The sequence below is a fragment of the Parasedimentitalea nitratireducens genome (assembly GCF_057444295.1).
On the sequence record NZ_JBYAXC010000001.1, the window covers coordinates 651338 to 676421 of the forward strand.

The 25084-nt window shown below is 54.6% G+C and carries 25 protein-coding genes; 6 read left to right on the forward strand and 19 right to left on the reverse strand.

Features of this window, described 5'->3' with window-relative positions:
• Nucleotides 1-9: 9 nt before the first annotated feature.
• Together AC2T28_RS03310 and pncA are read right to left on the reverse strand one after the other, a co-directional pair.
• Complete coding sequence (locus AC2T28_RS03310) at nucleotides 10-2223, reverse strand: PAS domain-containing hybrid sensor histidine kinase/response regulator (protein ID WP_486747519.1); 2214 nt, start codon at nucleotides 2221-2223, stop codon at nucleotides 10-12.
• Nucleotides 2224-2327: 104 nt separating this feature from the next.
• On the reverse strand, nucleotides 2328-2921 hold the full coding sequence (gene pncA, locus AC2T28_RS03315) for a bifunctional nicotinamidase/pyrazinamidase (protein WP_486747520.1): 594 nt from the start codon (nucleotides 2919-2921) through the stop codon (nucleotides 2328-2330).
• Nucleotides 2922-3018: 97 nt separating this feature from the next.
• On the opposite strand from pncA, the gene trhO reads away from it, so the two are divergent.
• Nucleotides 3019-3927, forward strand: coding sequence for an oxygen-dependent tRNA uridine(34) hydroxylase TrhO (trhO, locus tag AC2T28_RS03320; RefSeq protein ID WP_486747521.1), 909 nt, complete (start codon nucleotides 3019-3021; stop codon nucleotides 3925-3927).
• 63 nt (nucleotides 3928-3990) lie between these two features.
• On the opposite strand, the gene gyrB is transcribed toward trhO, so the two are convergent.
• Nucleotides 3991-6408 carry a DNA topoisomerase (ATP-hydrolyzing) subunit B gene (gene gyrB / locus AC2T28_RS03325; protein ID WP_486747522.1) on the reverse strand — a complete coding sequence of 806 codons (2418 nt, stop codon included), beginning with the start codon at nucleotides 6406-6408 and terminating at the stop codon, nucleotides 3991-3993.
• Nucleotides 6409-6492: 84 nt separating this feature from the next.
• Entirely contained in the window at nucleotides 6493-7086 is a 594-nt protein-coding gene (locus AC2T28_RS03330) for an NAD(P)H-dependent oxidoreductase (RefSeq protein ID WP_486747523.1), read from the reverse strand.
• Between the two features lie 117 nt (nucleotides 7087-7203).
• Between AC2T28_RS03330 and AC2T28_RS03335 the strand changes: the two genes are divergently transcribed.
• The gene (locus AC2T28_RS03335) at nucleotides 7204-7770 is read left to right on the forward strand and encodes a TetR/AcrR family transcriptional regulator (protein ID WP_486747524.1); all 567 of its coding nucleotides are present in this window, start codon (nucleotides 7204-7206) and stop codon (nucleotides 7768-7770) included.
• Here AC2T28_RS03335 and AC2T28_RS03340 read toward each other — a convergent pair.
• The 8 genes from AC2T28_RS03340 to AC2T28_RS03375 all read right to left on the reverse strand — a co-directional run bounded on the left by AC2T28_RS03340 (nucleotide 7767) and on the right by AC2T28_RS03375 (nucleotide 15666).
• The gene (locus AC2T28_RS03340; RefSeq protein ID WP_486747525.1) at nucleotides 7767-8387 is read right to left on the reverse strand and encodes a LysE family translocator; all 621 of its coding nucleotides are present in this window, start codon (nucleotides 8385-8387) and stop codon (nucleotides 7767-7769) included. The genes AC2T28_RS03335 and AC2T28_RS03340 overlap by 4 nt on opposite strands.
• Complete coding sequence (recF, locus tag AC2T28_RS03345) at nucleotides 8384-9481, reverse strand: DNA replication/repair protein RecF (protein WP_486747526.1); 1098 nt, start codon at nucleotides 9479-9481, stop codon at nucleotides 8384-8386. Before recF ends, AC2T28_RS03340 begins: the two co-directional genes overlap by 4 nt.
• Before the next feature lie 60 nt (nucleotides 9482-9541).
• Nucleotides 9542-10660, reverse strand: coding sequence for a DNA polymerase III subunit beta (gene dnaN, locus AC2T28_RS03350; protein WP_486747527.1), 1119 nt, complete (start codon nucleotides 10658-10660; stop codon nucleotides 9542-9544).
• A 207-nt stretch (nucleotides 10661-10867) separates the two neighbouring features.
• Nucleotides 10868-12280: a chromosomal replication initiator protein DnaA gene (dnaA, locus tag AC2T28_RS03355; protein ID WP_486747528.1), complete on the reverse strand. Its 1413-nt coding sequence runs from the start codon at nucleotides 12278-12280 to the stop codon at nucleotides 10868-10870.
• Nucleotides 12281-12825: 545 nt separating this feature from the next.
• Nucleotides 12826-13089: a 30S ribosomal protein S20 gene (gene rpsT / locus AC2T28_RS03360; RefSeq protein ID WP_486747529.1), complete on the reverse strand. Its 264-nt coding sequence runs from the start codon at nucleotides 13087-13089 to the stop codon at nucleotides 12826-12828.
• Nucleotides 13090-13308: 219 nt separating this feature from the next.
• A complete protein-coding gene (locus AC2T28_RS03365; protein ID WP_486748011.1) occupies nucleotides 13309-14085 on the reverse strand; it encodes an enoyl-CoA hydratase in 777 nt (258 codons plus the stop codon).
• A gap of 62 nt (nucleotides 14086-14147) precedes the next feature.
• Entirely contained in the window at nucleotides 14148-14999 is an 852-nt protein-coding gene (gene mutM, locus AC2T28_RS03370) for a bifunctional DNA-formamidopyrimidine glycosylase/DNA-(apurinic or apyrimidinic site) lyase (RefSeq protein WP_486747530.1), read from the reverse strand.
• Nucleotides 14992-15666: a hypothetical protein gene (locus AC2T28_RS03375; protein ID WP_486747531.1), complete on the reverse strand. Its 675-nt coding sequence runs from the start codon at nucleotides 15664-15666 to the stop codon at nucleotides 14992-14994. The genes mutM and AC2T28_RS03375 overlap by 8 nt, the downstream gene beginning before the upstream one ends.
• 83 nt (nucleotides 15667-15749) lie before the next feature.
• Between AC2T28_RS03375 and ubiE the strand changes: the two genes are divergently transcribed.
• Both ubiE and ubiB read left to right on the forward strand, forming a co-directional pair.
• Nucleotides 15750-16502: a bifunctional demethylmenaquinone methyltransferase/2-methoxy-6-polyprenyl-1,4-benzoquinol methylase UbiE gene (gene ubiE / locus AC2T28_RS03380; RefSeq protein WP_486747532.1), complete on the forward strand. Its 753-nt coding sequence runs from the start codon at nucleotides 15750-15752 to the stop codon at nucleotides 16500-16502.
• 3 nt (nucleotides 16503-16505) lie between these two features.
• Nucleotides 16506-18035 carry a 2-polyprenylphenol 6-hydroxylase gene (gene ubiB, locus AC2T28_RS03385; protein WP_486747533.1) on the forward strand — a complete coding sequence of 510 codons (1530 nt, stop codon included), beginning with the start codon at nucleotides 16506-16508 and terminating at the stop codon, nucleotides 18033-18035.
• Nucleotides 18036-18126: 91 nt separating this feature from the next.
• Here the strand turns inward: ubiB and AC2T28_RS03390 are convergent, their stop codons facing one another.
• Nucleotides 18127-19302, reverse strand: a complete 1176-nt coding sequence (locus AC2T28_RS03390) for an acetyl-CoA C-acyltransferase family protein (RefSeq protein WP_486747534.1) — start codon at nucleotides 19300-19302, stop codon at nucleotides 18127-18129.
• A 219-nt stretch (nucleotides 19303-19521) separates the two neighbouring features.
• Between AC2T28_RS03390 and AC2T28_RS03395 the strand changes: the two genes are divergently transcribed.
• Nucleotides 19522-20088, forward strand: a complete 567-nt coding sequence (locus tag AC2T28_RS03395; protein WP_486747535.1) for a helix-turn-helix domain-containing protein — start codon at nucleotides 19522-19524, stop codon at nucleotides 20086-20088.
• Here AC2T28_RS03395 and AC2T28_RS03400 read toward each other — a convergent pair.
• The 6 genes from AC2T28_RS03400 to AC2T28_RS03425 all read right to left on the reverse strand — a co-directional run bounded on the left by AC2T28_RS03400 (nucleotide 20085) and on the right by AC2T28_RS03425 (nucleotide 23703).
• Nucleotides 20085-20546 carry a hypothetical protein gene (locus AC2T28_RS03400; RefSeq protein WP_486747536.1) on the reverse strand — a complete coding sequence of 154 codons (462 nt, stop codon included), beginning with the start codon at nucleotides 20544-20546 and terminating at the stop codon, nucleotides 20085-20087. The genes AC2T28_RS03395 and AC2T28_RS03400 overlap by 4 nt on opposite strands.
• Nucleotides 20547-20923: 377 nt before the next feature.
• The gene (locus tag AC2T28_RS03405) at nucleotides 20924-21478 is read right to left on the reverse strand and encodes an AAA family ATPase (RefSeq protein ID WP_486747537.1); all 555 of its coding nucleotides are present in this window, start codon (nucleotides 21476-21478) and stop codon (nucleotides 20924-20926) included.
• Between the two features lie 184 nt (nucleotides 21479-21662).
• Nucleotides 21663-22142: a DUF1579 domain-containing protein gene (locus AC2T28_RS03410; RefSeq protein ID WP_486747538.1), complete on the reverse strand. Its 480-nt coding sequence runs from the start codon at nucleotides 22140-22142 to the stop codon at nucleotides 21663-21665.
• A gap of 167 nt (nucleotides 22143-22309) precedes the next feature.
• Nucleotides 22310-22660: a hypothetical protein gene (locus AC2T28_RS03415; RefSeq protein WP_486747539.1), complete on the reverse strand. Its 351-nt coding sequence runs from the start codon at nucleotides 22658-22660 to the stop codon at nucleotides 22310-22312.
• A 58-nt stretch (nucleotides 22661-22718) separates the two neighbouring features.
• Nucleotides 22719-23213, reverse strand: a complete 495-nt coding sequence (locus AC2T28_RS03420; protein ID WP_486747540.1) for a GAF domain-containing protein — start codon at nucleotides 23211-23213, stop codon at nucleotides 22719-22721.
• Nucleotides 23214-23316: 103 nt separating this feature from the next.
• Nucleotides 23317-23703 (reverse strand): VOC family protein, encoded by a 387-nt coding sequence (locus tag AC2T28_RS03425; protein ID WP_486747541.1) that lies wholly within the window; start codon nucleotides 23701-23703, stop codon nucleotides 23317-23319.
• A gap of 180 nt (nucleotides 23704-23883) precedes the next feature.
• Here AC2T28_RS03425 and AC2T28_RS03430 point away from each other — a divergent pair, with 180 nt between their 5' ends.
• Complete coding sequence (locus tag AC2T28_RS03430) at nucleotides 23884-25071, forward strand: glycine C-acetyltransferase (RefSeq protein ID WP_486747542.1); 1188 nt, start codon at nucleotides 23884-23886, stop codon at nucleotides 25069-25071.
• The last annotated feature ends 13 nt before the right edge of the window (nucleotides 25072-25084 follow it).

Sequence of the window (25084 nt, forward strand, 5' to 3'; positions counted from 1 at the left end):
GCAAGAAAATCAGCTATCTAAGCGGTTTTCACCCTTGGAGTGATACCTTTGCATCTCGGCCAGAACTTCACTGCGGTTTAACGGCTTGCTCAAGAATCCATTCATACCCGCCTCGAGGCATGCGTCCCGGTCGCTGTCAAAGGCATTGGCTGTCAAAGCGACGATAACTGGCTGCAACCCACCATTGTTTCGAATGGCAAGTGTGGCATCGATCCCGTTCATCACCGGCATCGACATATCCATGAACACCAAGTGCGGTTCCATGGACTGAACTTTTTCCACAGCTTCGCTTCCGTTGTGGGCAAATTCCAGTTCGACAGGGACATCGCGCAGGAACTTCCGCATCACCAAACGGTTCACCTTGTTATCCTCTGCTACAAGAACTTTCATCCCGTCGAAACCTTCGGACTGAATTGTCGATGCCCTCGTACTGTTGGGGCTGGATGAAATTGGAGACTGCGCCGTATCCAGCAGCAATTTCACTGTAAAACAGGATCCCATCCCAAGCTCCGAGGTCGCCTCGATCTCGCCGTCCATTGCCTCCGCCAGTTTCCGCGAGATGGTCAACCCCAAACCCGTCCCGCCAAATCGACGAGTCGTAGCAGTCTCGGCCTGTGAGAAACGCTCAAACACATGGGTGAGCTTATCCTGCGAAATACCAATTCCAGTATCAGTTACCGAAAATGACAGCTCAAGCCTGTCATCAACGGGCTGGATATCAACACCAACCGCGACTTCACCTTGTTCGGTAAACTTGAGAGCATTCCCAACCAGGTTCAAAATGATCTGGCGGATTCTGCGATCGTCACCATGAACACGTACAGGTAGTTCATCTGGTACACTCAGCTTCAGCTTCAAACCTTTTTGTACTGCCTGCGTCCGTAATAGGCACAAAGTTTCTTCGAAGCAGGTTCGCAATTCAAAGTCGACAAGGCTGAACGTCATCTTTTCTGCATCTAGTTTGGAGACGTCCAGCACATCATTGATCAACGCCAGCAAAGTCTTGGAAGAACTTAGGATCGTATCCGTATATAGTTTTTGGTTTTCATCCAACTGCGTCGCTTCCAGCATTTGGGCCATCCCGATAACCCCGTTCATCGGTGTCCGGATTTCGTGGCTCATAGTTGCCAAGAAGTCTGCCTTGGTTCGTTCACCCTCTTCCGCAGAAATCCGCGCTTCTTCAAGCTGCTGGGCATGCAAATGAGCTGCGGTAACGTCACGCTCAACCGCAACAACCATTTCCACCTCACCGTTAAAGCCACGCACCGGAACTTGGTTGGTCTCTATCCAGATCAGGGAACCGTCTTTACATCGACTTTTGAGCTCAACCCTAAATGGCAGTCCTTTCTCTCGGTTTGCAATCAACTTACTGACGGCTTCTGGGTCAGCTTCCTCGGTCCCCAATAACTCACAGGGGGTACGATCGATTGCCTCTGAATACGAATAGCCAGTAATCCGCGTGAAAGAATCGTTTACCCAGGAAATTTTACCGTTCCGATCAATAAGAAAAACGCTATCGCTGGCGTGTTCCGCAACCAGAGCTAGCCGCCTGGCCTGCTGTTGCTGTTCTTGCAGCAATGCGTTCGACACTTCCAATTGCTGGTGCTGTTCAAACTGGGCTTGCGTGTTCTTTCTGTGGCGATGAAAGTTATCGACCATGAAACTCAAGAACCATATCAACAGCGTATAAAGCATGGCCAAACCGGCCATATTTATGTGCTCACCTGCGTCCAACTGCTCTGGGTTTAGCCTCTCAACGACCAAAATGGCGATCGGTGTTAACCCGTAGATTGCTAAACGCACAGCGCCAGCCAGACGATTATAGGGAAAAACCAGACCAGCGTTGATCGTAGCGCTGATCAAAAGTCCAAGCGCAAACAGTGGTTCTGCTTGCGCATGTTGCGCCTCCCAAGACAGCCATACACAAGCCGACGTTGTTAGCGCTTGAAAACTTGCCGTTGCGGCACTGAAAATCATTATTCGGCGCATAGAATGGCCACGCTCAATCAGGCGTGGAACATTATGCAAGTATAGACAGTCGACCACGTCTCCAGTGAAGACAACTGTGATAGCGACCAGCCCAATAATCGGAGAGATGAGGAAACAAAGAATAATACCGGCAGCGACCGCAAAAATCTGGCGATTGGCAAAATGACGGATCCGGCCACGTGCGTAGCGCAGTAACAAGCCTTTGGGACTGTAGATCTGATTATAGTCGATCACTGGCCCCGAGGTTTGATCCCCCAGATCGGTCATTGGATTGCCTTAGAATGTTGCCACTTCAATGCCTAGGTAGCCCAATGTCCTTAACAATTAGAGACTCATTATTAACCTAGAGTCACTCCGGCATTTTGCATTTGCTTCAGCGCACCTTCCAGAGAGCCATCCATATCAATGGCACGACACGCAGCAAGCTCAACACGAACCCCATATCCATGACGTGCCGCATCCATAGCCGAGAACGCAACACAGAAATCCGTCGCCAACCCAACCATGGTTAACTCATTGATACCACGCTCTTTCAAATAGCCATGTAATCCGGTGGGTGTGGCTTGATCGTTCTCAAAGAAGGCGGAATAGCTATCAATGTGAGAACGAAAACCCTTGCGAATGATCAGGTCCGCATCGCTTTTCAAATCGGGATGAAACGCGGCGCCATTGCTTTCCTGAACACAATGATCCGGCCATAAAACTTGCGCCCCATAAGGCATTTGAGTTGTTTCAAATGGGGCTTTTCCACCATGAGATGAGGCAAATGATGAATGTCCAGCCGGATGCCAGTCTTGGGTCAAGATCACCGAATCATAGTCCTGCATCATTTGATTGATGGCAGGGACAATCACGTCGCCCTCTGGAACCGCCAATGCGCCGCCGGGGCAAAAATCGTTTTGAACATCGATGACAATCAGTGCTTTGGTCATTTTAATCTCCCGCTTTATTCCTTCTGGCTACGCATTGGTGACCCGCAGGTCAACGTGAGCCTTGAAATCAAGGCCTCTCCGTTCTATCGCATGCGCCATGTATGTAATCTGCGCGCTCTATCACTTCACCCGATTTTCCGACACTGCAGCCATCAAGCCAGCCCTGTTGGAGCTCTGCCTGAACAATCAGGTCAAAGGCTCTCTGCTTTTGGCCAACGAGGGCATCAACGGCACCATCGCCGGGCCGCGATCCGGCATCGATGCTGTTCTGGCCCATATTAGATCCCTGCCCGGCTGTGCCGATCTGGAATGGAAAGAGGCCACCAGCGAAGAACCTGCGTTTGGCAAGATGAAGGTGCGGTTGAAGAAAGAGATCGTCACCATGGGGCAACCCGATGTCGATCCCAAGGCGCATGTCGGCCACTACGTGGAACCCACAGACTGGAACGAGTTGATCCAGTCGGACGACGTCGTGGTGATCGACACCCGCAATGATTACGAGGTGGGCATCGGTACGTTTGAGGGCGCAATCGACCCCAAGACCCAGTCGTTTGGTGAATTCCCCGCCTGGTGGGAAGAGAACAAAGACCGGTTCCACAACAAAAAGGTCGCGATGTTCTGCACCGGCGGCATCCGCTGCGAGAAATCGACCAACTTCCTGCTCGGCAAAGGCGTGGAGGATGTCTATCACCTCAAGGGCGGTATCCTGCGCTATCTTGAGGAAACGCCTGCAGAAGACAGCACATGGCAAGGCGAATGCTATGTCTTCGACAATCGTGTTTCAGTTGGGCATGGCCTTGAAGTCGGCCCACATCAACTGTGCCACGGCTGCCGTCGCCCCCTACTTCCCGAAGACACCAAACACCCTGCGTTTGAGCACGGCGTATCTTGTCATCAGTGTGTTGATGAAACCTCCGACCAAGACAAGTCGCGGTTCCGCGAACGGCAAAAGCAGATCCAGCTTGCCCGTAAACGCGGCGACACTCACATCGGTGGAAGCCACTAACAAACAAGGGCCACCCAATTGGGCGGCCCTTTGTCTATGTCGCGATCTGATCAATCTGTGAAATCAGAAATCCAAGTTCTCGACACTCAGCGCGTTTTTCTGAATGAACTCACGGCGCGGCTCGACCACGTCACCCATCAGTTTGGTGAACAGGTCATCCGCCTCAACCATGTCATCCACCCGTACCTGCAACAGTGTGCGCGCATCCGGGTCCAAAGTGGTTTCCCACAGCTGATCCGGGTTCATCTCACCCAGACCTTTATATCGCTGCAGTGACAGGCCTTTTTCACCCTCGTCCAAAATCGCCTTGAGCAGCCCCAGCGGGCCATGGATTGTCTGACTGCGGTCCTTGCGCATCAAAGAGGCCGTGGTCGAATAGATCTCTTGCAGGCTTTGGGTAAAGCTGCCGGTCTTGCGTGCCTCACCCGAACGCAGCATTGGACCGTCCAGTGTACGCACTTCTTCGACGCCACGCAGAATACGGGCCAGACGGATACCATGATCCTGAGTGATCCGGCCCTGCCAGCCCTGCTCGTATTCCAGCGCAATTTGGTTCAGTCGCATCGCCACCTTGTCAGCAACGCCCTGCAAATCAGCGTCCACGGCGCCAGGTACAAAGGCACCCGCCACAGCCGCTTGTTCCAGAATATGACGAGGATAATGGGTTGGGAAAGCATCCAGCACCCGTTTCAGCCTGCGCGCCTCGTCAACCACACGGGTCAGATCCTGTCCGGCAAGTTCTTCACCAGAACCAAGCCGCAACACAGCTCCTTCGACACCCTGGTTGACCAGATAATCATCCATCTCGGACTGATCTTTCAGGTAACGCTCGGACTTACCACGGCTGACTTTGTACAACGGCGGCTGCGCAATATAGAGATAGCCACCCTCAATCAGCTCGGGCATCTGACGGTAGAAGAAGGTCAACAGCAGCGTCCGAATGTGAGCACCATCGACGTCCGCATCGGTCATGATGACGATCTTGTGGTAGCGCAGTTTTTCAATATTGAACTCATCCCGGCCAATGCCGGTGCCCAGAGCCATCACCAGGTTGCCGATCTCCTGGCTGCCCAGCATCCGGTCAAACCGTGCGCGCTCAACATTCAGGATCTTACCCTTCAGCGGCAAAATCGCCTGTGTCTGGCGGTCACGCCCTGTCTGCGCTGAACCACCAGCCGAGTCACCCTCCACCAGGAAGACTTCAGTTTTGGATGGGTCTTTCTCGGAGCAGTCTTTCAACTTACCGGCCAAGAAGTTCACATCCATCGCCGTCTTGCGCCGTGTCAGCTCCCGCGCCTTACGTGCGGCTTCACGTGCATGGGCTGCTTCGATAATCTTACCAACGATCTGCTTGGCCACATTGGGGTTTTCTTCAAACCACTCGGCCAGCTTTTCGTTCATCATGCCTTCAACCGCCGGGCGTACCTCGGAGCTGACGAGTTTATCTTTGGTCTGTGAGGAGAATTTCGGGTCCGGCACCTTCACCGACAATACGCAGGTCAGACCTTCACGGGCGTCATCCCCGGTAAAGCTAACCTTTTCCCGCTTGGCAATGCCGCTGGACTGGGCATAGTTGTTGATGGTCCGGGTCAACGCACCGCGGAAACCAGCCACGTGAGCGCCGCCATCACGCTGCGGAATGTTGTTGGTAAAGGGCAGCACCGTCTCGTGGTAGCTATCGTTCCACCACATCGCGACCTCAACACCAATGTCGTCGCGCTCACCCTTGATATAGATCGGCGCTTCCATGACGGATGTCTTGTGGCGATCCAGGTATTTGACGAACTCATTGACGCCGCCGTCATAGTACAGCTCAGATTCCAGCCGCTCGGCTGGGCGTTCATCAATCAGGATGATCTTTACGCCGGAATTCAGGAACGCCAGTTCGCGCAGACGCTTTTCCAGCGTTTCAAATGAGTATTCCAAGTTGCTGAACGTATCGGTCGAGGCCATGAACCGAACCTCAGTACCGGTCTCATCACCACATTCACCGACAACTTTCAGGTGCTCGGCCGTATCGCCGCGCTCAAACCGGGCAACGTGTTCTTTGCCATTGCGCCAGATCCGCAGCTCCAGCCAATCGGACAGAGCGTTCACAACAGATACACCCACACCGTGCAAACCACCGGACACTTTGTACGAGTTACTGTCGAACTTACCGCCTGCGTGCAGCTGGGTCATGATAACCTCGGCCGCTGAAACGCCTTCTTCGGCATGAATATCTACCGGAATTCCGCGACCGTTATCAAACACCGAAACCGAACTATCAGCATGGATTTTCACCCGCACATGGTCGGCATGGTTAGCCAGCGCCTCGTCGATACCGTTGTCGACCACCTCATAAACCATGTGGTGCAGGCCCGAGCCATCATCGGTGTCACCGATGTACATACCAGGACGTTTTCGGACCGCCTCCAAGCCTTTGAGAACTTTAATGGAATCCGCGCCATATTCTGCGGGGGCTTGCTCGGTTCCGGACATTCGCGTCTTCCTCTTAAACTTTGCGAATTTATACGGAATCCGAGCAAGGTTGTCACGCGAATCGCCCGATTTTTATAGGCAAATTCAGGCCGCTTTGGCGCCAAGCTTGGCGGCTTGGTCCAACCAGACCTTAACCTTGCTCTCAGCAGCGTCTGTCGCAGGTGCAAATGACGCAAATTTGGTCGGCGTAATACCCACAAATCCCAATATTTGACGGCTGATCACTTTCTTCACAGCGTTCCCATAAAACAATCGCAGAAACACCGATGGCGTATCCGAAGTCAGCAACACCCGTGCCGTTTTCCCCTTCAACATCGGTCTGGGCAACCCCATGAAACTGATGTTGCGGGTGTCAAATGTCCGTCCCGGCAACAAAGCCCGATCAAACAGCCCCTTCAGCTTGGCCGGAATCCCCCCCCACCACAGTGGGGTCGCCATCACAACATGGTTCGCCCACTCCACGTCGCTCAGAAAAACATCCAGATCCGGCTCCAATGGTTTGGAGTTCTGGTATCCGCTCTGCCCATAATCCATATCGAACGACATTTCAGACAAGTCATGAAAACGCACATCATGGCCTTGCGCTTGGGCGGCGTCCCTATAGGCTTGGCAAAGGGATTTCGACAGCGAGGTCTCACCGGGGTGACCGCTCAGGATCAGGATTTTCTGGCTGGACATTGGGGGCTCCAAATTGGCAAATTGACTACGGTCATTTTTATATGGAGATAAATTGACCGCGGTCAATTTCTAAATGGTAACGCTTCCGTGAACACACGCCCTCCTCAGCAAAGACGCTTGAAAACACGTGCAAAATTAATCGACGTTGCGCGTGAAATTGTAACCGTTCAGGGCTATTCCGCCCTGCGCGTCGAAGATGTGGTGGATCAGGCCGGTGTCGCCAAAGGCACCCTGTTTTCGCACTTCAAGGACAAAGACGGGCTACTTGCAGTGCTAATCGGTGCCGAGGTCATGACCTATCTCGACCAGATGGAAGCCAAGGGTCAGCCCAGCACAATCGACGAGATCATAGATCGCCTCACCCCGCTGCTGGATTTCACCGCAACCGACCGGGTGATCTTTGACATCATGCTGCGCTATTCCGGCTCGACCGGTGCCGAAATGGACGAGGTGGTAACTGCGGGCATAATCCGTCAGGTCACCATCTTTGCAGGGTGGCTGGCTGAACTACAAGGCACGGGCACGGTGCGCGATGACACTCCGCCGGACCTACTGGCCGAGGGCATCCAGGCCTTCATCTACCACGTTCTGGCCCTGTGGTTTTGCACGGAACACAATAAACCGGCTTCGCCCGCTGTCTCGCTACAGCCCTTTCTACACTCCTGGCTTGCACCCAAAGCTTAAAACAGCAAAATCGCCAGCCCAACGCAGATCAGCGCACCGCCCGAAACATAGTTGATCCGTCGCAACTTCTCGGGCGACGAGATGAATTGGCGCAGGTGATGGATCGATCCAGCCAGAACCAAATTGCCCAACAGCGGCACCATAAACGACAACACCACAATCGCCGCCAAATCACCCCAGGTCACCTGTGACAGGTCAAAGAACCCTGGCAACACCCCCATGTAGAACAACACCGCCTTGGGATTGCTCAGGATCACCAAGACCCCAGCCATGAACCCAGCCCAGGCACCGGGTTTCGTTAACGCCTTGTTTTCCTGCAGGCTATCCCCCGCATGGCGGATCAATAGCCCCCCCATAACAACAAACATCCCGCAGGCCACCCAGCGCAAAATGCCCATCGCGCCCTCGACCTCGGATACCAGCCAAGACACCCCTGCAACCGCCACCAGCGGCCACAAAATGTCTCCAACGGCCACACCCAACGCCAGCGGCCAAGCGCTGTTAAACCCGCTCGACAACGACCGCGCTGCCACAGCCAACCACACCGGCCCCGGCGTCAAAAACAAAATGAACAGCGCCCCGGAATACAGCACCAGATCCCAAACAGTTACGCTCATAACTGGGCCACCTGCGACTGACCTTCGGCTTCGGTGATTTCTAGCATCTGCGCCCGATCACCAAGCGTTGTAAACATCTCTGCCCCCGTCCCCGTCATCCAGGCCTGTGCCCCTAATCCACAAATCTCATCATACAATGCCGCGCAACGATCCGCGTCCAGATGCGCTGCCACCTCATCTAGCAACAACATTGGCGGCGCCCCATCGCGCTGCGCCAACGCCCGTGCATTTGCCAGAATCAGCGACACCAACAGTGCTTTTTGCTCACCCGTCGAACAGTCCTTGGCCGCAACACCCTTGGCCTCAAAGGTTCCGATCAGGTCGCTACGATGCGGCCCAACCAAAGTGCGCCCCGCCGCCAGATCCCGAAACCGGCTTTCGGCCAATGCCTCGCGGAAATCTTCTTCGCCACCCGGCATCGCCCCTTCGTTCTGGATCAACTCCAGCTCTGCTGCGGGAAAGGCGGTCTCCGCTCCGGCCTGCGCCACCTGCAAGTTCTCGATGGCCTGCACCCGCGCCTGATGCACCCGGTTTCCTGCCTCAGCCATCTGCCCTTCCAGCACCCGATACCAGGCCGGATCGCGCACCTGCTCTTTCAGCAACCGGTTCCGCTCACGCATAGCTTTTTCATAGGCCAACGAGGCCTCTGCATGGCCGGGGTCAAAGCTTAGAACAATGCGATCCAAAAACCGCCGCCGCCCCTCGGCCGCTTCGATCCACAGCCGATCCATTGCCGGAATCAGCCAGACCACCCGGCAAATTTTGCCCAAAGCAATCTGATTGGCGGCTTTGCCATCAATACGGATCTGGCGTGCAGCGCCACCTTCGGACCAGATTTCAATTTCATAGATCTGATGTGCTGCCTGCAATTGCCCAGTCAGCTTCCAGCCAACATCCTCGGCCCGGCGCGCCATATCGGCAGCCCCTGCCCGGCGCAAACCACGCCCGGGCGAAAACAGCGATACAGCTTCCAATATATTGGTCTTACCCGCCCCATTGGCACCAAAAAGAGCCACCGGGCGTCCGTCCAGCTCCATCTCCGCTCGCTTATGCGAACGAAAATGAGACAAGGTCAGCTTGGTCAAAGCCAGCATCGCCCGGCCTCATTTCTTTTAGCTAAAAATACTCCAGCCGGAGGCATCGCCGTCAGGCGATCAAACCCGCATCGGCATTACGACAAACACAGCGCTTTGGTCATTTCCTTCCCGCATCAGGGTTGGATCCCCGGACGAGTTGAACATGAACACGGCGTTCTCGCGATCCACCTGGTTAGCGATTTCCAGCAGGTATTTGGCGTTGAAACCAATTTCCAACCGCTCATCGCTATAGGCAACAGCCAGTTCTTCCTCAGCAGCACCGCTATCAGGCGCATTCACCGACAGAATCAAGCGATCCTCGTCCAATTGCAATTTCACCGCCCGCGAACGCTCGGACGAAACTGTCGCCACACGATCTACGGCCTGTGCAAATTCCTTGGCATCTACTTCCAGACGTCGGGTGTTGCCCTGTGGAATAACGCGTGTGTAATCGGGGAAGGTTCCGTCGATCACTTTGGAGGTCAGAGTGATGTCTGGCGTGGCAAAGCGCACTTTGGTTTCGCTAACCGAAACCGCAATTCCCATATCGTCATCATCCAGCAGCTTGCGCAGTTCACCCACGGTTTTGCGCGGAACAATAACACCCGGCATATCAGTCGCACCCGCAGGCAGATCGGCGTCAATGCGGGCCAGACGGTGGCCATCGGTAGCCACACAACGCAGCGCCTTGCCGATCTCACCATCAGCAACATGCATGTAGACACCGTTCAGGTAATACCGTGTCTCTTCGGTTGAAATAGCGAATTTGGATTTATCGAACAACCGCTGCAGCATCCCAGCTTTGGCAGTAAAGTTCGACTGATATTCAGATGACGCCATCACCGGGAAATCTTCACGCGGCAGTGTCGCCAGCGAGAAATTGGAACGTCCGGCTTCAACCGTTAGCCGCCCGGTGGCTGCATCAGCAGTCAAAGTCACCAGCGCCCCATCCGGAAGCTTGCGCACAATCTCGTGCAACGTTGTGGCCGCAACGGTAGTTGCACCTGCGCGTTCGACCTGTGCCAACGCTTTGTCGACAACCTCGATATCCAGATCGGTGGCACGGAACTGCACGTGTTCGCCTTCGGCCTCAATCAGAACATTGGCCAAAATCGGGATCGTGTTGCGGCGCTCCACAACTGACTGGGCCTGGGACACTGCCTTCAGCAGTGTTCCGCGTTCAATACTTATCTTCATTCCCTCAATCCTCTGCGAATGGCCGGGAAGGGCAAAATAACGTTTTACCCAAGCGGCACAAGGCTTTTCATGAATTTGTTCAGGGGAATGACCGGAGCGTCAAGAGTAGCAAGGGCACAACACCTGCATTGCTCAGGAACCGTTGCGTTAAGACACAAAAAAAACGGCCCCAGAAAATCTCCGAGGCCGTCTAAATCATGGCTTCTTTTATGCTTCTAACGCGCGACGCAGCATTTCGACATCTTCAGCGATCTGCCCATCGGTCTGCTTCAGCTCTTCGATCCGTTTGACACCATGCATAACCGTGGTGTGGTCGCGACCACCAAACCGACGGCCAATCTCTGGCAGCGACCGACTGGTGAGCTGTTTTGACAGATACATGGCCACCTGACGTGGTCGTGCAAACGACCGCAACCGTTTAGGGCCAATGATGTCAGACATACGGATATTGTAATAGTCGGACACCTTACGCTGAATTTCCTCAACGGTGATCTTGCGCTCGGACGCCCGCAGGACATCCGCCAAGCAATCCTGGGTCAGATCCATGTCGATCTCACGACCAACTAGCGAGGCAAAGGCAAACAGGCGGGTCAACGCACCTTCGAGTACGCGAACGTTGGTCGAGATCCGGTGCGCCAGGAATTCCAGAACACCATCAGCAATCTGCAGCCCGGGATAAGTGGCTCCGTATTGCTTGACCTTGGTCTGCAGGATTCCAAGACGCAGTTCATAGTCGGTTGGATGCAGGTCAACAACCAGACCACACTGCAGGCGTGATTTTACTCGATCTTCCAGATCTTTGATTTCACCCGGCGCGCGGTCAGCCGAAATGATGATCTGTTTGTTCTGGTCCACCAACGCATTGAAGGTATGGAAAAATTCTTCTTGTGTTGAACCTTTGCCAGCGATGAACTGCACATCATCAACCATCAGTACGTCAACCGAACGGAACAGGTGTTTGAAATCCATCATCCGACGCTCACGCAGGGCTTGCACAAAGCGATACATGAACTGCTCTGCCGACAGATACAGCACGTTCAGCTCAGGACTACGGGCTTTCAACTCCCAGGCGATAGCATGCATCAAGTGTGTCTTACCCAGACCAACACCACCATACAGAACCAGCGGGTTGAAGGTAACAGGACCACCTTCAGCTACGCGGCGTGCAGCGGCATGTGCCAATTCGTTGGGTTTGCCGACAACAAAGCTATCGAATGTGAACCGAGGATCCAAAGGCGCAGCCTGCAAAGCACCCAAACCATCCTGAGTAGACGCGGATGTGGGTGAAGCAGCTACGGCCGCATCAACATTTTGCTCTGTCAGCTCTACATACGGCTCTTCTGCGCGCTCAGGTGCCCGCGCAGGGCGAACTGGCGAATTTGCAGCAACTCTGAATGACAATCGCTGAACCGATTCTCCCGACAAACTAAACTCATGAATAATTAAGTCCGCAAAGTTTTGGCTGACGTAATTACCCATGAAATTGGTGGGTACATTGAATACCGCAACACCCTCTTCCACTACGTCAAATTCCAGTGGTTCAATCCACGTTGTATAATTATTCTGCCCAACAGTCTTCAGCAATTTCTGCCTCAGTTGGCTCCATTTATCCTGTGTCATCCCGCGCCTCATAACGTCCCGAATTTAGTGGCCTACTGACCCGTCTGCCTATCATCATAATGCATCGAACGACAAAGCTGCCCTAGGCGGTCCAGCGCAATACTGTCCCGCACCATTCCCTTTCAGAAACAGTCTCTCTGACGTCCGCAAAGTAAAAAACCCATGTTGCCACATGGACTTAGCCAACATTACACACACAACGCGACAGGGCTGCAACCTGGATCAACCCAGGGCAGTTTCATTCAATGCGCACGACAAAAACACGTCGTCCCTCTGAACTTGATGTCACGAAAATCCTCCTGATGCCCATCAGAAGTCTCGCGAGCAGCCTAGTCCCCCCAGCGAATGAATCGCTGTAGTAGTGGTAGCAACAAGGACCCCCGGCCATCAATCAAACTCTGATGTTGACTCGGGAATTGCCGAGAAAGAATCTCTTTTGACCTTAAGTCAGGTCAAAAAGAGTGACCCAAAAAACAAAGGCGCTGCAATTTGCAGCGCCTTTTTAATTTAAATTTACTTTAGCGATTGACCGCGAAAGTAAAGAATCAGCCCAGGGATTTAACGCGAGCCGACAAACGCGACATTTTACGCGCTGCGGTGTTCTTGTGGTAAACGCCTTTGGTTACACCACGCATCAGCTCGGGCTGAGCGGCGCGCAGAGCAGCAGCTGCAACGGTCTTGTCACCAGATTCGATAGCTTCCTCAACGTTACGCAGAAAAGTGCGGATGCGCGAACGACGGGCTTTGTTTACAGCAAAGCGCTTTTCGTTTTGACGAGCGCGCTTCTTAGCTTGTGGTGTATTAGCCATGGTATTGGACCTTACTTCGGGTTTGTGTTTCTGACGCGCGGTGTCAGCCAACCCGGATTGATCCACCGGTGTGATTCTAGCCTAGGCGGGCTGCACGCGCATGTATTGCGGCGTCATTTACCCAAGTTCAGCCCCTTTGACAAGTTGAGTCTTCAAATGCCCCTTCAAAAGCAAAAAAGCAGGCCACTGGCCTGCTCTCTCAAAACGATTCTGTTCAAATCACTTACCGCGGAACTGCGCTTCGCGTTTCTCCAGAAAGGCCGCCATACCCTCTTTCTGATCCTCGGTTGCAAACATCGAGTGGAACACCCGGCGCTCAAACAACATGCCTTCGCTCAAGGTCAGCTCATAGCTCCGGTTCACAGCCTCTTTCGCAGCTGCCGCAGTCAGCACCGATTTCTCAGCGATCTTCTGCGCCGCACCCATCGCTTCTTCGATCAGCTTTTTGGCTGGCACAACACGCGACACCAAGCCGGAACGTTCCGCCTCATCCGCTCCCATGAAACGACCGGTCAGGTTCATATCCATAGACTTCGACTTGCCAACAAAGCGTGTCAAACGCTGGCTGCCACCCATGCCGGCAATAACGCCTAGATTAATCTCGGGTTGTCCAAACTTTGCCGTTTCCGATGCAATGATGAAGTCACACATCATTGCCAACTCACAGCCACCGCCCAGCGCATAACCACTGACCGCCGCGATTATCGGCTTACGGATCGCCTCGATACGGTCGTTGGTGTCAGCAAAGAGGTTGGTGGTGAACACATCAACAAAGCTCATTTCCGACATCTCTTTGATGTCAGCACCAGCGGCAAAAGCCTTCTCCGAGCCGGTGATCACGATGCAGCGCACCTTGCCATTGGCATCCGCGTCTTCCAACGCTTGGCACAATTCCTTCAACAACTCGGTGTTGAGCGCGTTCAACGCATCAGGCCGGTTCAGTCTAATTAGAGAAACGTGATCCTGCACTTCGACGTTGATCGTCTCATAGGCCATGTTGTGAACTTTCATTATTCCGTTAGGAAAGATTTCTTATCACGCAAAACATCTCATTCAAGCTATCTTTGGCACTTGCCACAATAGAAGGTCGAACGACCAGACTGCGTGATTCGACCTATTATACCGTCGCAATCCTCACGTTTGCAGGGTTCTCCCTCACGTCCATAAACATCAAAGCTATGCTGAAAATATCCAAGATTTCCATCGGCTTGCCTGAAATCTTTCAACGATGATCCACCCGCTTTGATCGCATCGGCCAGAACTTGCCGGACCACCGGAACCAACGATGCGACTCGCCCAGAAGAAATTTGTCCCGCTTTGCGACGTGGCGATATCTTGGATCGAAACAATGCCTCGCAAACGTAGATATTGCCCAACCCGGCGATGATTCCCTGATCCAGCAGCGCCGATTTCACCGGCGTATTCCGCCCGTTAAACGCCTCAACCAGGTAATCCTCGTGAAAATCATTGCCCAGCGGCTCGGGCCCCAGAACCGTCAACAGCTTGTGTTGATCCGCTGTCGACGTGTCCAACAAGTCCATCGCCCCAAACCGACGCGGATCATTGAATGTAATCCGCGCACCATTATCCATGTCGAACACCACATGGTCATGTTTTTGCGCCGCCGGGTGGTCATGCACAAACTGCCCCAGCGGGTCGCCCGAAACCGTCATCCGCCCCGACATTCCCAGATGCACCAACAGTGTCTCACCCCGGTCCAGATCCGCCAGAATGTATTTCGACCGCCGCCGCAACGCTTTCACCCGCGCCCCGGTTAGCCGCTCCGCCATCCGCTCGGGAAAAGGCCAGCGCAAATCAGGCCGGTTCACCTGCGCCTTGGCAATCACTGCACCCTCCATCGCAGGAGTCAGGCCGCGCATCACGGTTTCAACTTCGGGAAGTTCAGGCATTTCTTTTCCTCAGCAAACAGGCGTCCAAAGCAAAGTCATGGGGATAATAGCGTTCAGTAGCAACGAGTATCGCTTGCGTTCCAGTCATGTGCGAGCTCAGATCAATTGTACGCTTTTCCCGAAAAGTTAGCTGGTAAGCGCATGGGGCACTCTTCAGAATTTCAACACCCTTACGTTTGCTAAGCTCTGCTAGAAAATAAGGCCCTTTTCGCAATTTCGGTCGCAGTCCCCCTGTCGTAAAAACCGCACCGTCCTTTATCCGAACCCGGAAACTTCCAAAATGGACCGCCAGAACTGCGCCGAACACTAGCATGATTAGTCCAAAGAGCAGACTCATTGCTCCCAACATCAAGGAATCGACACCAGAGGCACCAACCACACCTAGCACAAGTGCACTCACTCCCATCGCCGCCAAAAACAAGCATGCCAACACATGCCCGATAGGATAGCGGGATTCGATTGACCCGTCTCCTTCTGGCTCACGGGCCTTCGCTCCGATCCAAATTAGTCCCGAAATTCCTGCAATCATCCCTACAACAAAGGGCAGAAGCAGAGCATAACTCCACACCCCATCAGCACTCCTCAAACCAAATAGGCTGAGTGCGAAGAGAGCCCCTCCCCACAGGAAACGAACCAAGTATCTATCTTTAGGGAGCCGCAATTTCATAATCACCTGCTTCAAAATGGTCCAATTGTCTTCCCGGCCCGGGTGCCTATAAGAAGGAGCGGCAGTCGCAGAGGCAAGACCAAATGGCAAACACATCGCAGAACACCACCCACTTCGGGTTCGAAACCGTCCGCGAGGATGAGAAGGCAGGCCGCGTGCAGGGCGTCTTCAACTCGGTCGCCTCGAAATACGACATCATGAATGATGTGATGAGCGTTGGTATCCACCGGATCTGGAAAGACGCGATGATGGATTGGCTGGCTCCACGCCCCGGCCAAAAACTGCTGGATGTGGCGGGGGGCACAGGTGACATTTCTTACCGCTTCCTGAAACGCGCAGGCCACGGCCATGCCACGGTTCTGGATCTGACCACACCCATGCTCGAGGCCGGTCGCACCCGTGCCGAAGCAGACCAGATGTCCGACAGTCTGGATTGGGTCACCGGTGACGCCATGGCGTTACCTTTCAAAAACAACACCTTCGACGTCTACACCATCTCGTTTGGCATCCGGAACGTCACCCGCCCCCAAGAGGCCCTGAACGAAGCCTACCGCGTGCTGAAACCCGGTGGTCGGCTGATGGTATTGGAATTCAGCCAGCTGCCCAACCCGGCCATGCAAAAAGCCTATGACCTCTATTCCTTCAATGTGATCCCGCGCATGGGGCAGGCCATCGCCGGTGATTACGACAGCTACCAGTATTTGGTCGAATCGATCCGTAATTTCCCGGATCAAGACACGTTCCTGGGCATGGTGCGCAAAGCCGGATTTGAAAACGCCAAGTACCGCAACCTGTCGATGGGCATCGCCGCCCTGCATTCTGGCTGGAAAATCTGATCGATGCGCGGTCCTCACAACATCATCCGCCTGATCCGAACAGGCGCCACACTGGAACGCACCGGCGCCATGAGCGTGGTTTTGGACGCATTTGAGGCCCCCAAACCCCTGCGCATTCTCGCCCACACCCTTGGCTGGCCGTTCAAATGGCTTGGCTACAAGGGCAATCCCGACATGCCCCCGGCCACCCGCGCCCTCACCGCGCTGGGTCCGGCCTATATCAAGTTTGGCCAGATGCTCTCCACCCGCCCCGATCTGGTAGGCGAGGAGCTGGCACAAACCCTACGCGTGTTGCAGGACAAACTGCCCCCCTTCTCCAAAGCCGAGGCCATGGCCGAGGTCGAGCGCGAATTGGGCCGCCCAGTGGATGAGATCTTCTCAGAGTTCAGCGCCCCCATCGCCGCCGCATCCATCGCACAGGTCCACCGCGCTCGACTGGCGGAAAACGGCAAAGAGGTCGCCGTCAAAGTCCTGCGCCCCGGCATCGAGCGCGCCTTTAACAAGGATGTCGACGCCTTCTACTTCGCCGCACGCATCGTCGATTTGTTTGCCCCTAGCGCCCGCCGATTGAAGCCAATGGACGTCATCGAGCACTTTGATGGCGTCGTGCAGGCCGAGCTCGACCTCCGGCTCGAGAGCGCCTCAGCCTCGGAATTTGCCGCCAACACGGAAAAGGATGAGGGCTTTCAGCTCCCCTCCATCCAGTGGAACTATTCTGCCCGCCGGGTGATGACACTCGACTGGGCCGATGGCACCGCGCTGGGGGACAATGACGCACTGGATGCAGCTGGTCATGACCGCCGCTTGCTCGGCAACCGCGTGCTCAGCCTGTTCCTGCGCCACGCGCTGCGCGACGGCTACTTTCACGCCGACATGCACCAGGGCAACCTCAAGGTCGCGGCCAATGGCGATATCATCGCCTATGACTTTGGCATCATGGGCCACATTGATGAGTACACCCGCCGGGTCTATGCCGAAATTCTGTTTGGCTTCATCAATCGCGACTACAAACGCGTCGCCGAAGTGCATTTTGAGGCTGGCTATGTGCCAGCCCATCAGGATGTGGATGAATTCGCCCGCGCCCTGCGCGCTGTGGGCGAGCCAATCTTTGGCATGGACGCCAGCCATATCTCGATGGGTCGGCTGCTGAACTACCTGTTCGAAGTGACCGAGCGCTTTGGTATGGAAACCCGCACCGAACTGATCCTGCTGCAACGCACCATGGTCGTGGTCGAAGGTGTCGCCCGATCGCTGGATCCCCACATCAACATTTGGGAAACCGCGCATCCGGTGGTAGCCGATTACATCAAGAAAAGCATCGGTCCGCGCGCCGTCGCCAAGGATCTGCTGTCCACTGCCCAAGTCATGGCTCGCTTTGGCCCCCGTCTACCGGCATTGGTCGAATCCGCCCTGATTGCGCAATCTAAACCGGCTGACAATCACGCAGGATCACACAAATCCTGGATTGCTCCCGCCTTAACAGGCGCAATTCTCGGCGCAGGCCTGTTTGCCGCGATCAGCTATATCGTCTGATCCCCTACAACTTCATCTGGTCCTAAATATCCTCGGGGGGTGAATTGGCCTTGGCCAAGAGGGGGCAGACGGCCCCCTCCCCGCTCTCAGGTCAATGCCGCTCAATCGCCAGTGCAATGCCCTGGCCGCCGCCAATACACATGGTGATCAACGCCTTTGATCCACCGATCCGCTCCAGCTCATACAGCGCTTTCAGAGTAATGATCGCCCCAGTCGCCCCCACCGGATGGCCCAATGCAATTGCACCGCCATTGGGGTTCACCTTGGCCGGGTCCAACCCAAGTTCTTTGCTCACCGCCAGCGCCTGTGAGGCAAAGGCTTCGTTGCTCTCAATCACATCAAAATCATCCGCCGACAGGCCTGTTTTTGCCAGCAGGTTCTGCACCGCAGGCACAGGTCCAATCCCCATAACCTCTGGCCGCACACCAGCGTGTGCATAACCCAAGATCCGTGCCTTGGGTTTCAGGCCCGCCGCCTCGGCAGCATCAGCGGTAGCAAGAACCATCGCCGCTGCGCCGTCGTTGATACCGCTGGCATTACCGGCAGTTACGCGCCCGTCCTTCTGGAACACCGCCCGCAATCCCGACAGCTTCTCAAGGCTGCTAGCCGTGGGGTGCTCGTCCACCTCAAACGGCACCATGTCGCGTTTCACCTTGACCTCAACCGGGGTGATCTGGCTTTCGAAATACCCCGCCTCAATCGCCGCCGCTGCACGGGTCTGGCTGAGCAGCGCAAACTCGTCCATCTGTTCACGGGTTATGTCATGCTCGTCCGCTACGTTTTCCGCCGTGACCCCCATGTGCCCGGTGCCAAAGGGGCAGTTCAGCGCGCCCAGCATCATGTCCAGTGACTTCACATCCCCCATCTTCGCGCCCCAGCGTTGCTGCTGCATGATGAATGGGCTACGCGACATGTTCTCGGCTCCACCGGCCAAGGCGAATTCTGCGTCACCCAGAATCAGGGACTGCATCGCTGAAACAATGGCTTGCACCCCGGATCCACACAGCCGGTTCACATTCATCGCTGGCGTCCCGTTTGGAATACCCGCCTGCATCGCCGCCACCCGGCTCAGATACATATCGCGCGGTTCGGTGTTGATCACATGGCCAAACACCACAGACCCGATCTGCTCCGGCGCAACCCCTGACCGCTCCATCGCGGCCTTACTAACCGTTGCGGCTAAATCAATCGGTGCCGTGTTCGCCAGCGACCCGCCAAAGGTGCCAATGGCTGTCCGTGCGCCGTCCAGAATGACGATATCTGTCATGATTTCTCTCCCATCTCCTGTTCGCCGCTACTATGCGGTCGCAGCATTAACTTGTCTGCCAGAACGTGCCGTCACCGCCCGGTGACGCGGGGTGAAACCCGTGCACCAGGCGTGCACCCCCTCCCTGTGCACCGCCGCATCGCAGCGGATCACTGACCCAAAGATTAAGAACCGCAGCCAAATATTGACAACACCCGCGCATCAGCGCAGGACTCCGCTATGACGGAAAAAACAGACGATATCCTGACACTACTCCCCTCTCGCCTAAAAGAGGCCCGCCGAGCGCAAGGCCTGAGCCTTGAGGCGGTGGCCAATCTGTCGGGCGTGTCCCGGTCGATGGTCAGCCAGATCGAGCGTGGCGAAAGCTCGCCCACCATTGCCACCCTGTGGAACCTGACCCGCGCCCTGCAGGTAGATTTCGCTGGCTTGCTTGAGGCTAAGGATGCCCAAGACCACATCGACATTCTGCGATCCGAAGACGTGCCCAAGATCGAAAACATGGGCCACGGCTGTCGCATCCGCATCTTGTCTCCCCCCGAAGAGGCCGGCGGTCACGAGGTTTATGACATCCGGTTCGACAAAGGTGGCGCGTTGATCAGCCAGCCACACACCCGCGGCACCTTGGAGCAGCTCACCGCGCTCGAGGGCGACATCACTGTCACCTCGGGCAACGCCCGTAACCAGCTGCGCGCCGGAGACACCGCCCGTTATGCAGCAGATGTGGACCATTCAATCACCGCGCCAAATGGTCCGGCGCGAGTGTTTTTGATTGTGAAGAATGCTTAGGGAACCGGAGGCATTGGAGGAAGGAATAGAGTGATTTCACCCTTCCAGAGCATCAGGAAAGCAATCGCCGCCCAATAGCTCAGCACGAACAGTCCAATACGCAGTATCCACCTTTGATACGTGTGGCGAACAATCATTGATGAGAGCAAGTACGACGCAATGGAGATTATCAAAAAGAGACTCAGGTTGGGCAAATCGGGTTCTGCAATCAGCAAGAAACTACCGGCCAAGGGAAGCCTTTCAAAAACATAAACTGGGGCAATCGCAGCAATAAAAACTGCTGACACAACCCGACCTCGGGTCGGGCGAAATGTTTCGATCCAGTGTCCACGAGTATTGTTGAGCAGCCACCACAACATCGCGAAAGCATAACCGAGAATTAGCGAGAACCCAACGCCAAGTGGCGTTGAGACAGGCCAACCGTCAAGGTTTGGCCGCCACGCCCACTGATAAATCACGAAAATGAGACCACTTAGTGTGAGCGCAAGAGCCCTAGGTGGGGAATAGTGTACACTTGATGCATTCATTGAGTTGATGCCTTTAATGCAGATTGGGTTTTATCATCAGTCAAAAGTATTTCTTGTTTCACATCAGAAATGAAAGCTAAGGCAGCGCCCGACCTGGAGGGCGTTCTAAGAGTTCTCTTCCTCATTTGACTTCACTACACCAGTGACTTTAGTGAAACCTGAGACGTTGCAAAGCGCCTCCGGGGGGAGGTCGGGCGCTGACCGGTGGTTCTTCTGGGCGGGACACTGGTAGAAAGCCTCGTAGACTCTGGTTTTCAAGCCAAGAGATTACCTGAGTAGCCGCACATTTTGTGCGCCATCACAAAACACTACTGCGATTCCAGGGCGGTGAGAACAAAATCGACACGGTCTGAAACGCTCACCTTGGGAACCAACAGACTTTTGTAGCCCAGTTCAGGCAAGGCCGCTTTGATCCGCTCAAACTCACCAACCGCATCCTCAAAGCCATGTTTGCGCTCGGCGTCATTGCAGTAGATCTCTGGCCAAGGTGGGAACAGAAACACAATTCGGCGGTAATGGAGGTTGCCTCCCAAAGCCTCCTTGGCCCTCACCTTCGTTTCATTCCCCAACGCTACAGCCGCATCCACCAATCCTCGGTCAAAGAAGGTATAACTCGAAGGTTCTCCAACAATCTCCAAGTCCCTATGCGCCAAGTCCAAGGCACGTCGGGCGAAGGCCTCTGGTTTTTGCCATGGCAAGGCCTTCCCGCCACTTACCAGTTCTTCTTTGACAATCCGCCGCCCCGGCTCATCGACAGTGGCGTAGCCTCTCGCATTTAATGCGTTCAGCAAAGTCGTTTTGCCACCACATGAGCAGCCAGTGAATAGAATACGTTTGCTGGTTTCTGCTTGGTCGATGATCAATTGGTTGCCAGTGCTTCGAAGAAAATTGCTAGTTCACTGTGATCAGCGAGTAAGGCTGAGCCACAGAACGTTAGAAGTTGACCTTTAGGTCGCCGCGCCAGAAGACTTAGCGCAGGCATTTCTGACCATGAAGAATGCAAAATATTGCAGGGGTCGCAATCTACATCCCTGCCAATTCGCTCAGTCAAACACGTTTAAAATCCATCGTCCAGTTTGTTTCCCAGGTCTCGCCACCATCAAGCGACATCGCCTGTTCCCATCTCGGCGACGCCGTATCGGTTCGCATCCACAGGAACCGCACAGTCACTGATTGCCCCTCATGCGTGCCCTCAGCATAGAACGACCCCACACCACTCTCAAACTTACCCTTCACCGGCACGTCGAGCTGGTGGGGGTCATTCGCAGATAGCCACCAGATCGCCCAGGTTTGGCTGGGGACGTCAAAGGCCCGTAGGGCAATTGCACGGTAGGAACCGCTTGGAAACTCAAGCAAGTTGTCTTCTACGTTGCCATTCCCTCCAAGCACCAGGCGGGTTTCCGAACTGCCGTTGAACTCTTCCCAGTCGCTACATCCAGACAACCGCTCTTTGAGCCGACGATGACGCACCCGCCATTGACCAGCTTCAAAATCGAAATCATGAGAAATGTTTACTGCCTCTTGCATGTGACTGACCTTTGGTTTGTGCGATATGTTTGTTCACGTTATGTTCTTACGCTATTACTACGTCAATCTATGATCGAGCGCCCGAATTGCTTGCTCTATCCCAAAATGGCAGCGCCCTCTTGGGGAGGTCAGGCGCTGTCCGATGTTCCAGCGGGCAAAACACGGGATTATTTCACAAGCTTTTTGTCGACTTTCTTCAAGGTGAGGCATTCCTTTGTGTCGTCCAGTTCGACCCAGTCACCAACCTTATGTTGCTTGACGCAGTCCAAATACCATTGGGCAAGATCCAAATAGGCCTTCACATCTGCACCTATGTCGACGCCACATGATATCATTTTGTCTAAGATGTCGCTCGGAGTGAGGTCTCTACCTGTGTAGACAACTGTCGCAACATTGCAGACATTGCCCTTTGGCACCGAAACCAAGCCAACTTCGGGGCGAAAAGCAGGTAGAGCAAAAACCTTTCCTCTAGCAACATTGCCGTTGATTACAGGAACAAGAGCTTTCTTTGTTGTCACTTCGGTGGCCTCATGCGTGCAATATGCAATTTCTGAACCGGTAATAGCTTGCCCAATCCTAAGAAAACCGCTCCGCCACACAATACGCCGCTACGGACGCCAGCAGCAAATGTTCCTTGGCAATCTGCACCCGCTCCTCGGTATATTGCCCCTCGGCATCCAGCAGGTTCACTGTGGCCACCAACGTCCCGCCAACCACAATGGGTAGGTTCATCGCCGCCTGACAGCCCAGTGAATCGATCAACTCATAATCGGGATACAGCGTAGAAAATTCCTCGAGTTTGTTTGCAACAAAACACTCTTGCTGATCGTGCACCAATTCAAACCAGCTGTTACGAACAATCGGCTTGGTGCCTGATACCGGATAGCTTTGCGTATCGCTGGTATAGGCCCGCCGTGCCAGCTCTGCCTCCATGTCGATCGCTGTTACGGTAAACAGCTTCACTCCAACCAGCTCTTGGGTCAGCACATCCAGCGCTCCATAAGCTTGTTCAGGCGTGGTTGCGGCTGAAAGGTCCTGTTGGAAACGGGTCAGCGCGGTGGCTTGGGTCATGCAATATCTCCAATAAATCTCTAGCGCTTCAATACAGTAGCGCATGTGCTTTGTTGCACACTCATGTTTTGGGTCGCTGGCAGCAAGGCTATGTTTTGTTTTTCTAGTCCCAGATCTTCGGCTCCCAAAGCTCCACTTTGTTGCCCTCGGGGTCCATGATCCAGGCAAAGTGCCCGTTTTCATGAACTTCAGGCCCCTGCAAAATCGGCACTCCGGCCGTGGTGAGCCGCACAATCATACCATCCATATCATCAACCCGGTAGTTGATCATGAAGGACGAGGTGCTGGGCGCAAACCAATCGCTGTCCGCCGCCGAAGTTGCCCAAACAGACAACCCGCCATCCTCGCCGCCGTCCTCCCCCCAAAGCAGAATCGCCCCGCCGAAGTCCTCTAGCTTCAATCCAAGGTGATCCCGATACCATTGCGCCAACTGCTGCGCATCCTTGCCCGATTTGAGAAACACGCCCCCTATGCCCGTTACCTTTGCCATCAAACACCTGCCTTTCTGGATACTCCTGAAAGGTAGCTCACATTTCAAACCGATCATCCCTTTGACAGTGTTAAGCCAGAATCCAGTTTCACGGATTTTTTTCCGAAATAGTGAAATCCCCTATTTCGGAAATGCATCCGTTATGATAGATGCGCTTCCGAGGATAAGGAGTTCGCGCCCATGACCACTGCATTTCTGACTGACATTTCGAACACGCTGGCCCAGATCGAGTCTGATGGATTGTATAAACGGGAACGAATGATCACCTCGCCTCAGGGCGGCGAGATTACGGTGGGTGAACAGCAAGTCATCAACCTCTGTGCCAACAATTATCTGGGTCTGGCTGATCACCCCGACCTTATTGCCGCCGCGCGCGGTGTGATGGATGACAAAGGGTTCGGCATGGCCTCGGTTCGCTTTATCTGCGGCACCCAAGATATTCACCGCGAGCTGGAACAGCGACTGGCCAAGTTCTTAAACAAGGATGATTCGATCCTGTTTGCCGCCTGTTTCGACGCCAACGGCGGATTGTTCGAACCCCTGCTGGGGCCTGAGGATGCGATTATCTCGGACAGCCTGAACCATGCCTCGATCATCGACGGCATCCGCCTGTGCAAGGCTAAACGCTATCGGTACTTGAACAGCGACATGAACGATCTTGAAGCTTGGTTGAAACAGGCCCGCGAGGATGGTGCCCGACATATCATGATCGCCACCGACGGTGTGTTCTCGATGGATGGTTATCTGGCCAAGCTACCAGAGATCCGCGCATTGGCCGACAAATACGATGCAATTCTGATGGTTGATGACTGCCATGCCACTGGGTTCATGGGACCAAACGGCGCTGGCACACCAGATCACTTTGGGATCGACGTGGACATCGTGACCGGAACATTGGGCAAAGCACTTGGGGGGGCCATCGGCGGTTATATCGCCGGGCCGCAGCCAGTGATCGACCTGCTGCGGCAGCGGGCGCGGCCCTATTTGTTCTCTAATTCGCTGCCGCCATCTATTGTTGCTGCTGGCCTGGAGGCCATCCGCTTGGTTGAGGAAGGCGCCGATTTGCGCTCCCAACTGTTCGAGAACACCAAATTCTGGCGCGCCGGATTGGAAGAGCTAGGTTTTGACCTGCTGCCGGGGGAACATCCCATCGTGCCGGTCATGCTGGGCGAGGCGCAACTGGCTCAGGATATGGCCACCCGGCTGTTTGACGAAGGCGTTTATGTGTCTGGGTTCTTCTTCCCAGTGGTGCCACGCGGTCAGGCCCGCATCCGCACCCAGATGAACGCAGCACTGACCCGGGAAGAGCTGGAAAGTGCACTGGCGGCATTTGGTAAAGTGGGCAAGGATTTGGGGATCATCAAATGACCAGACCAAACAC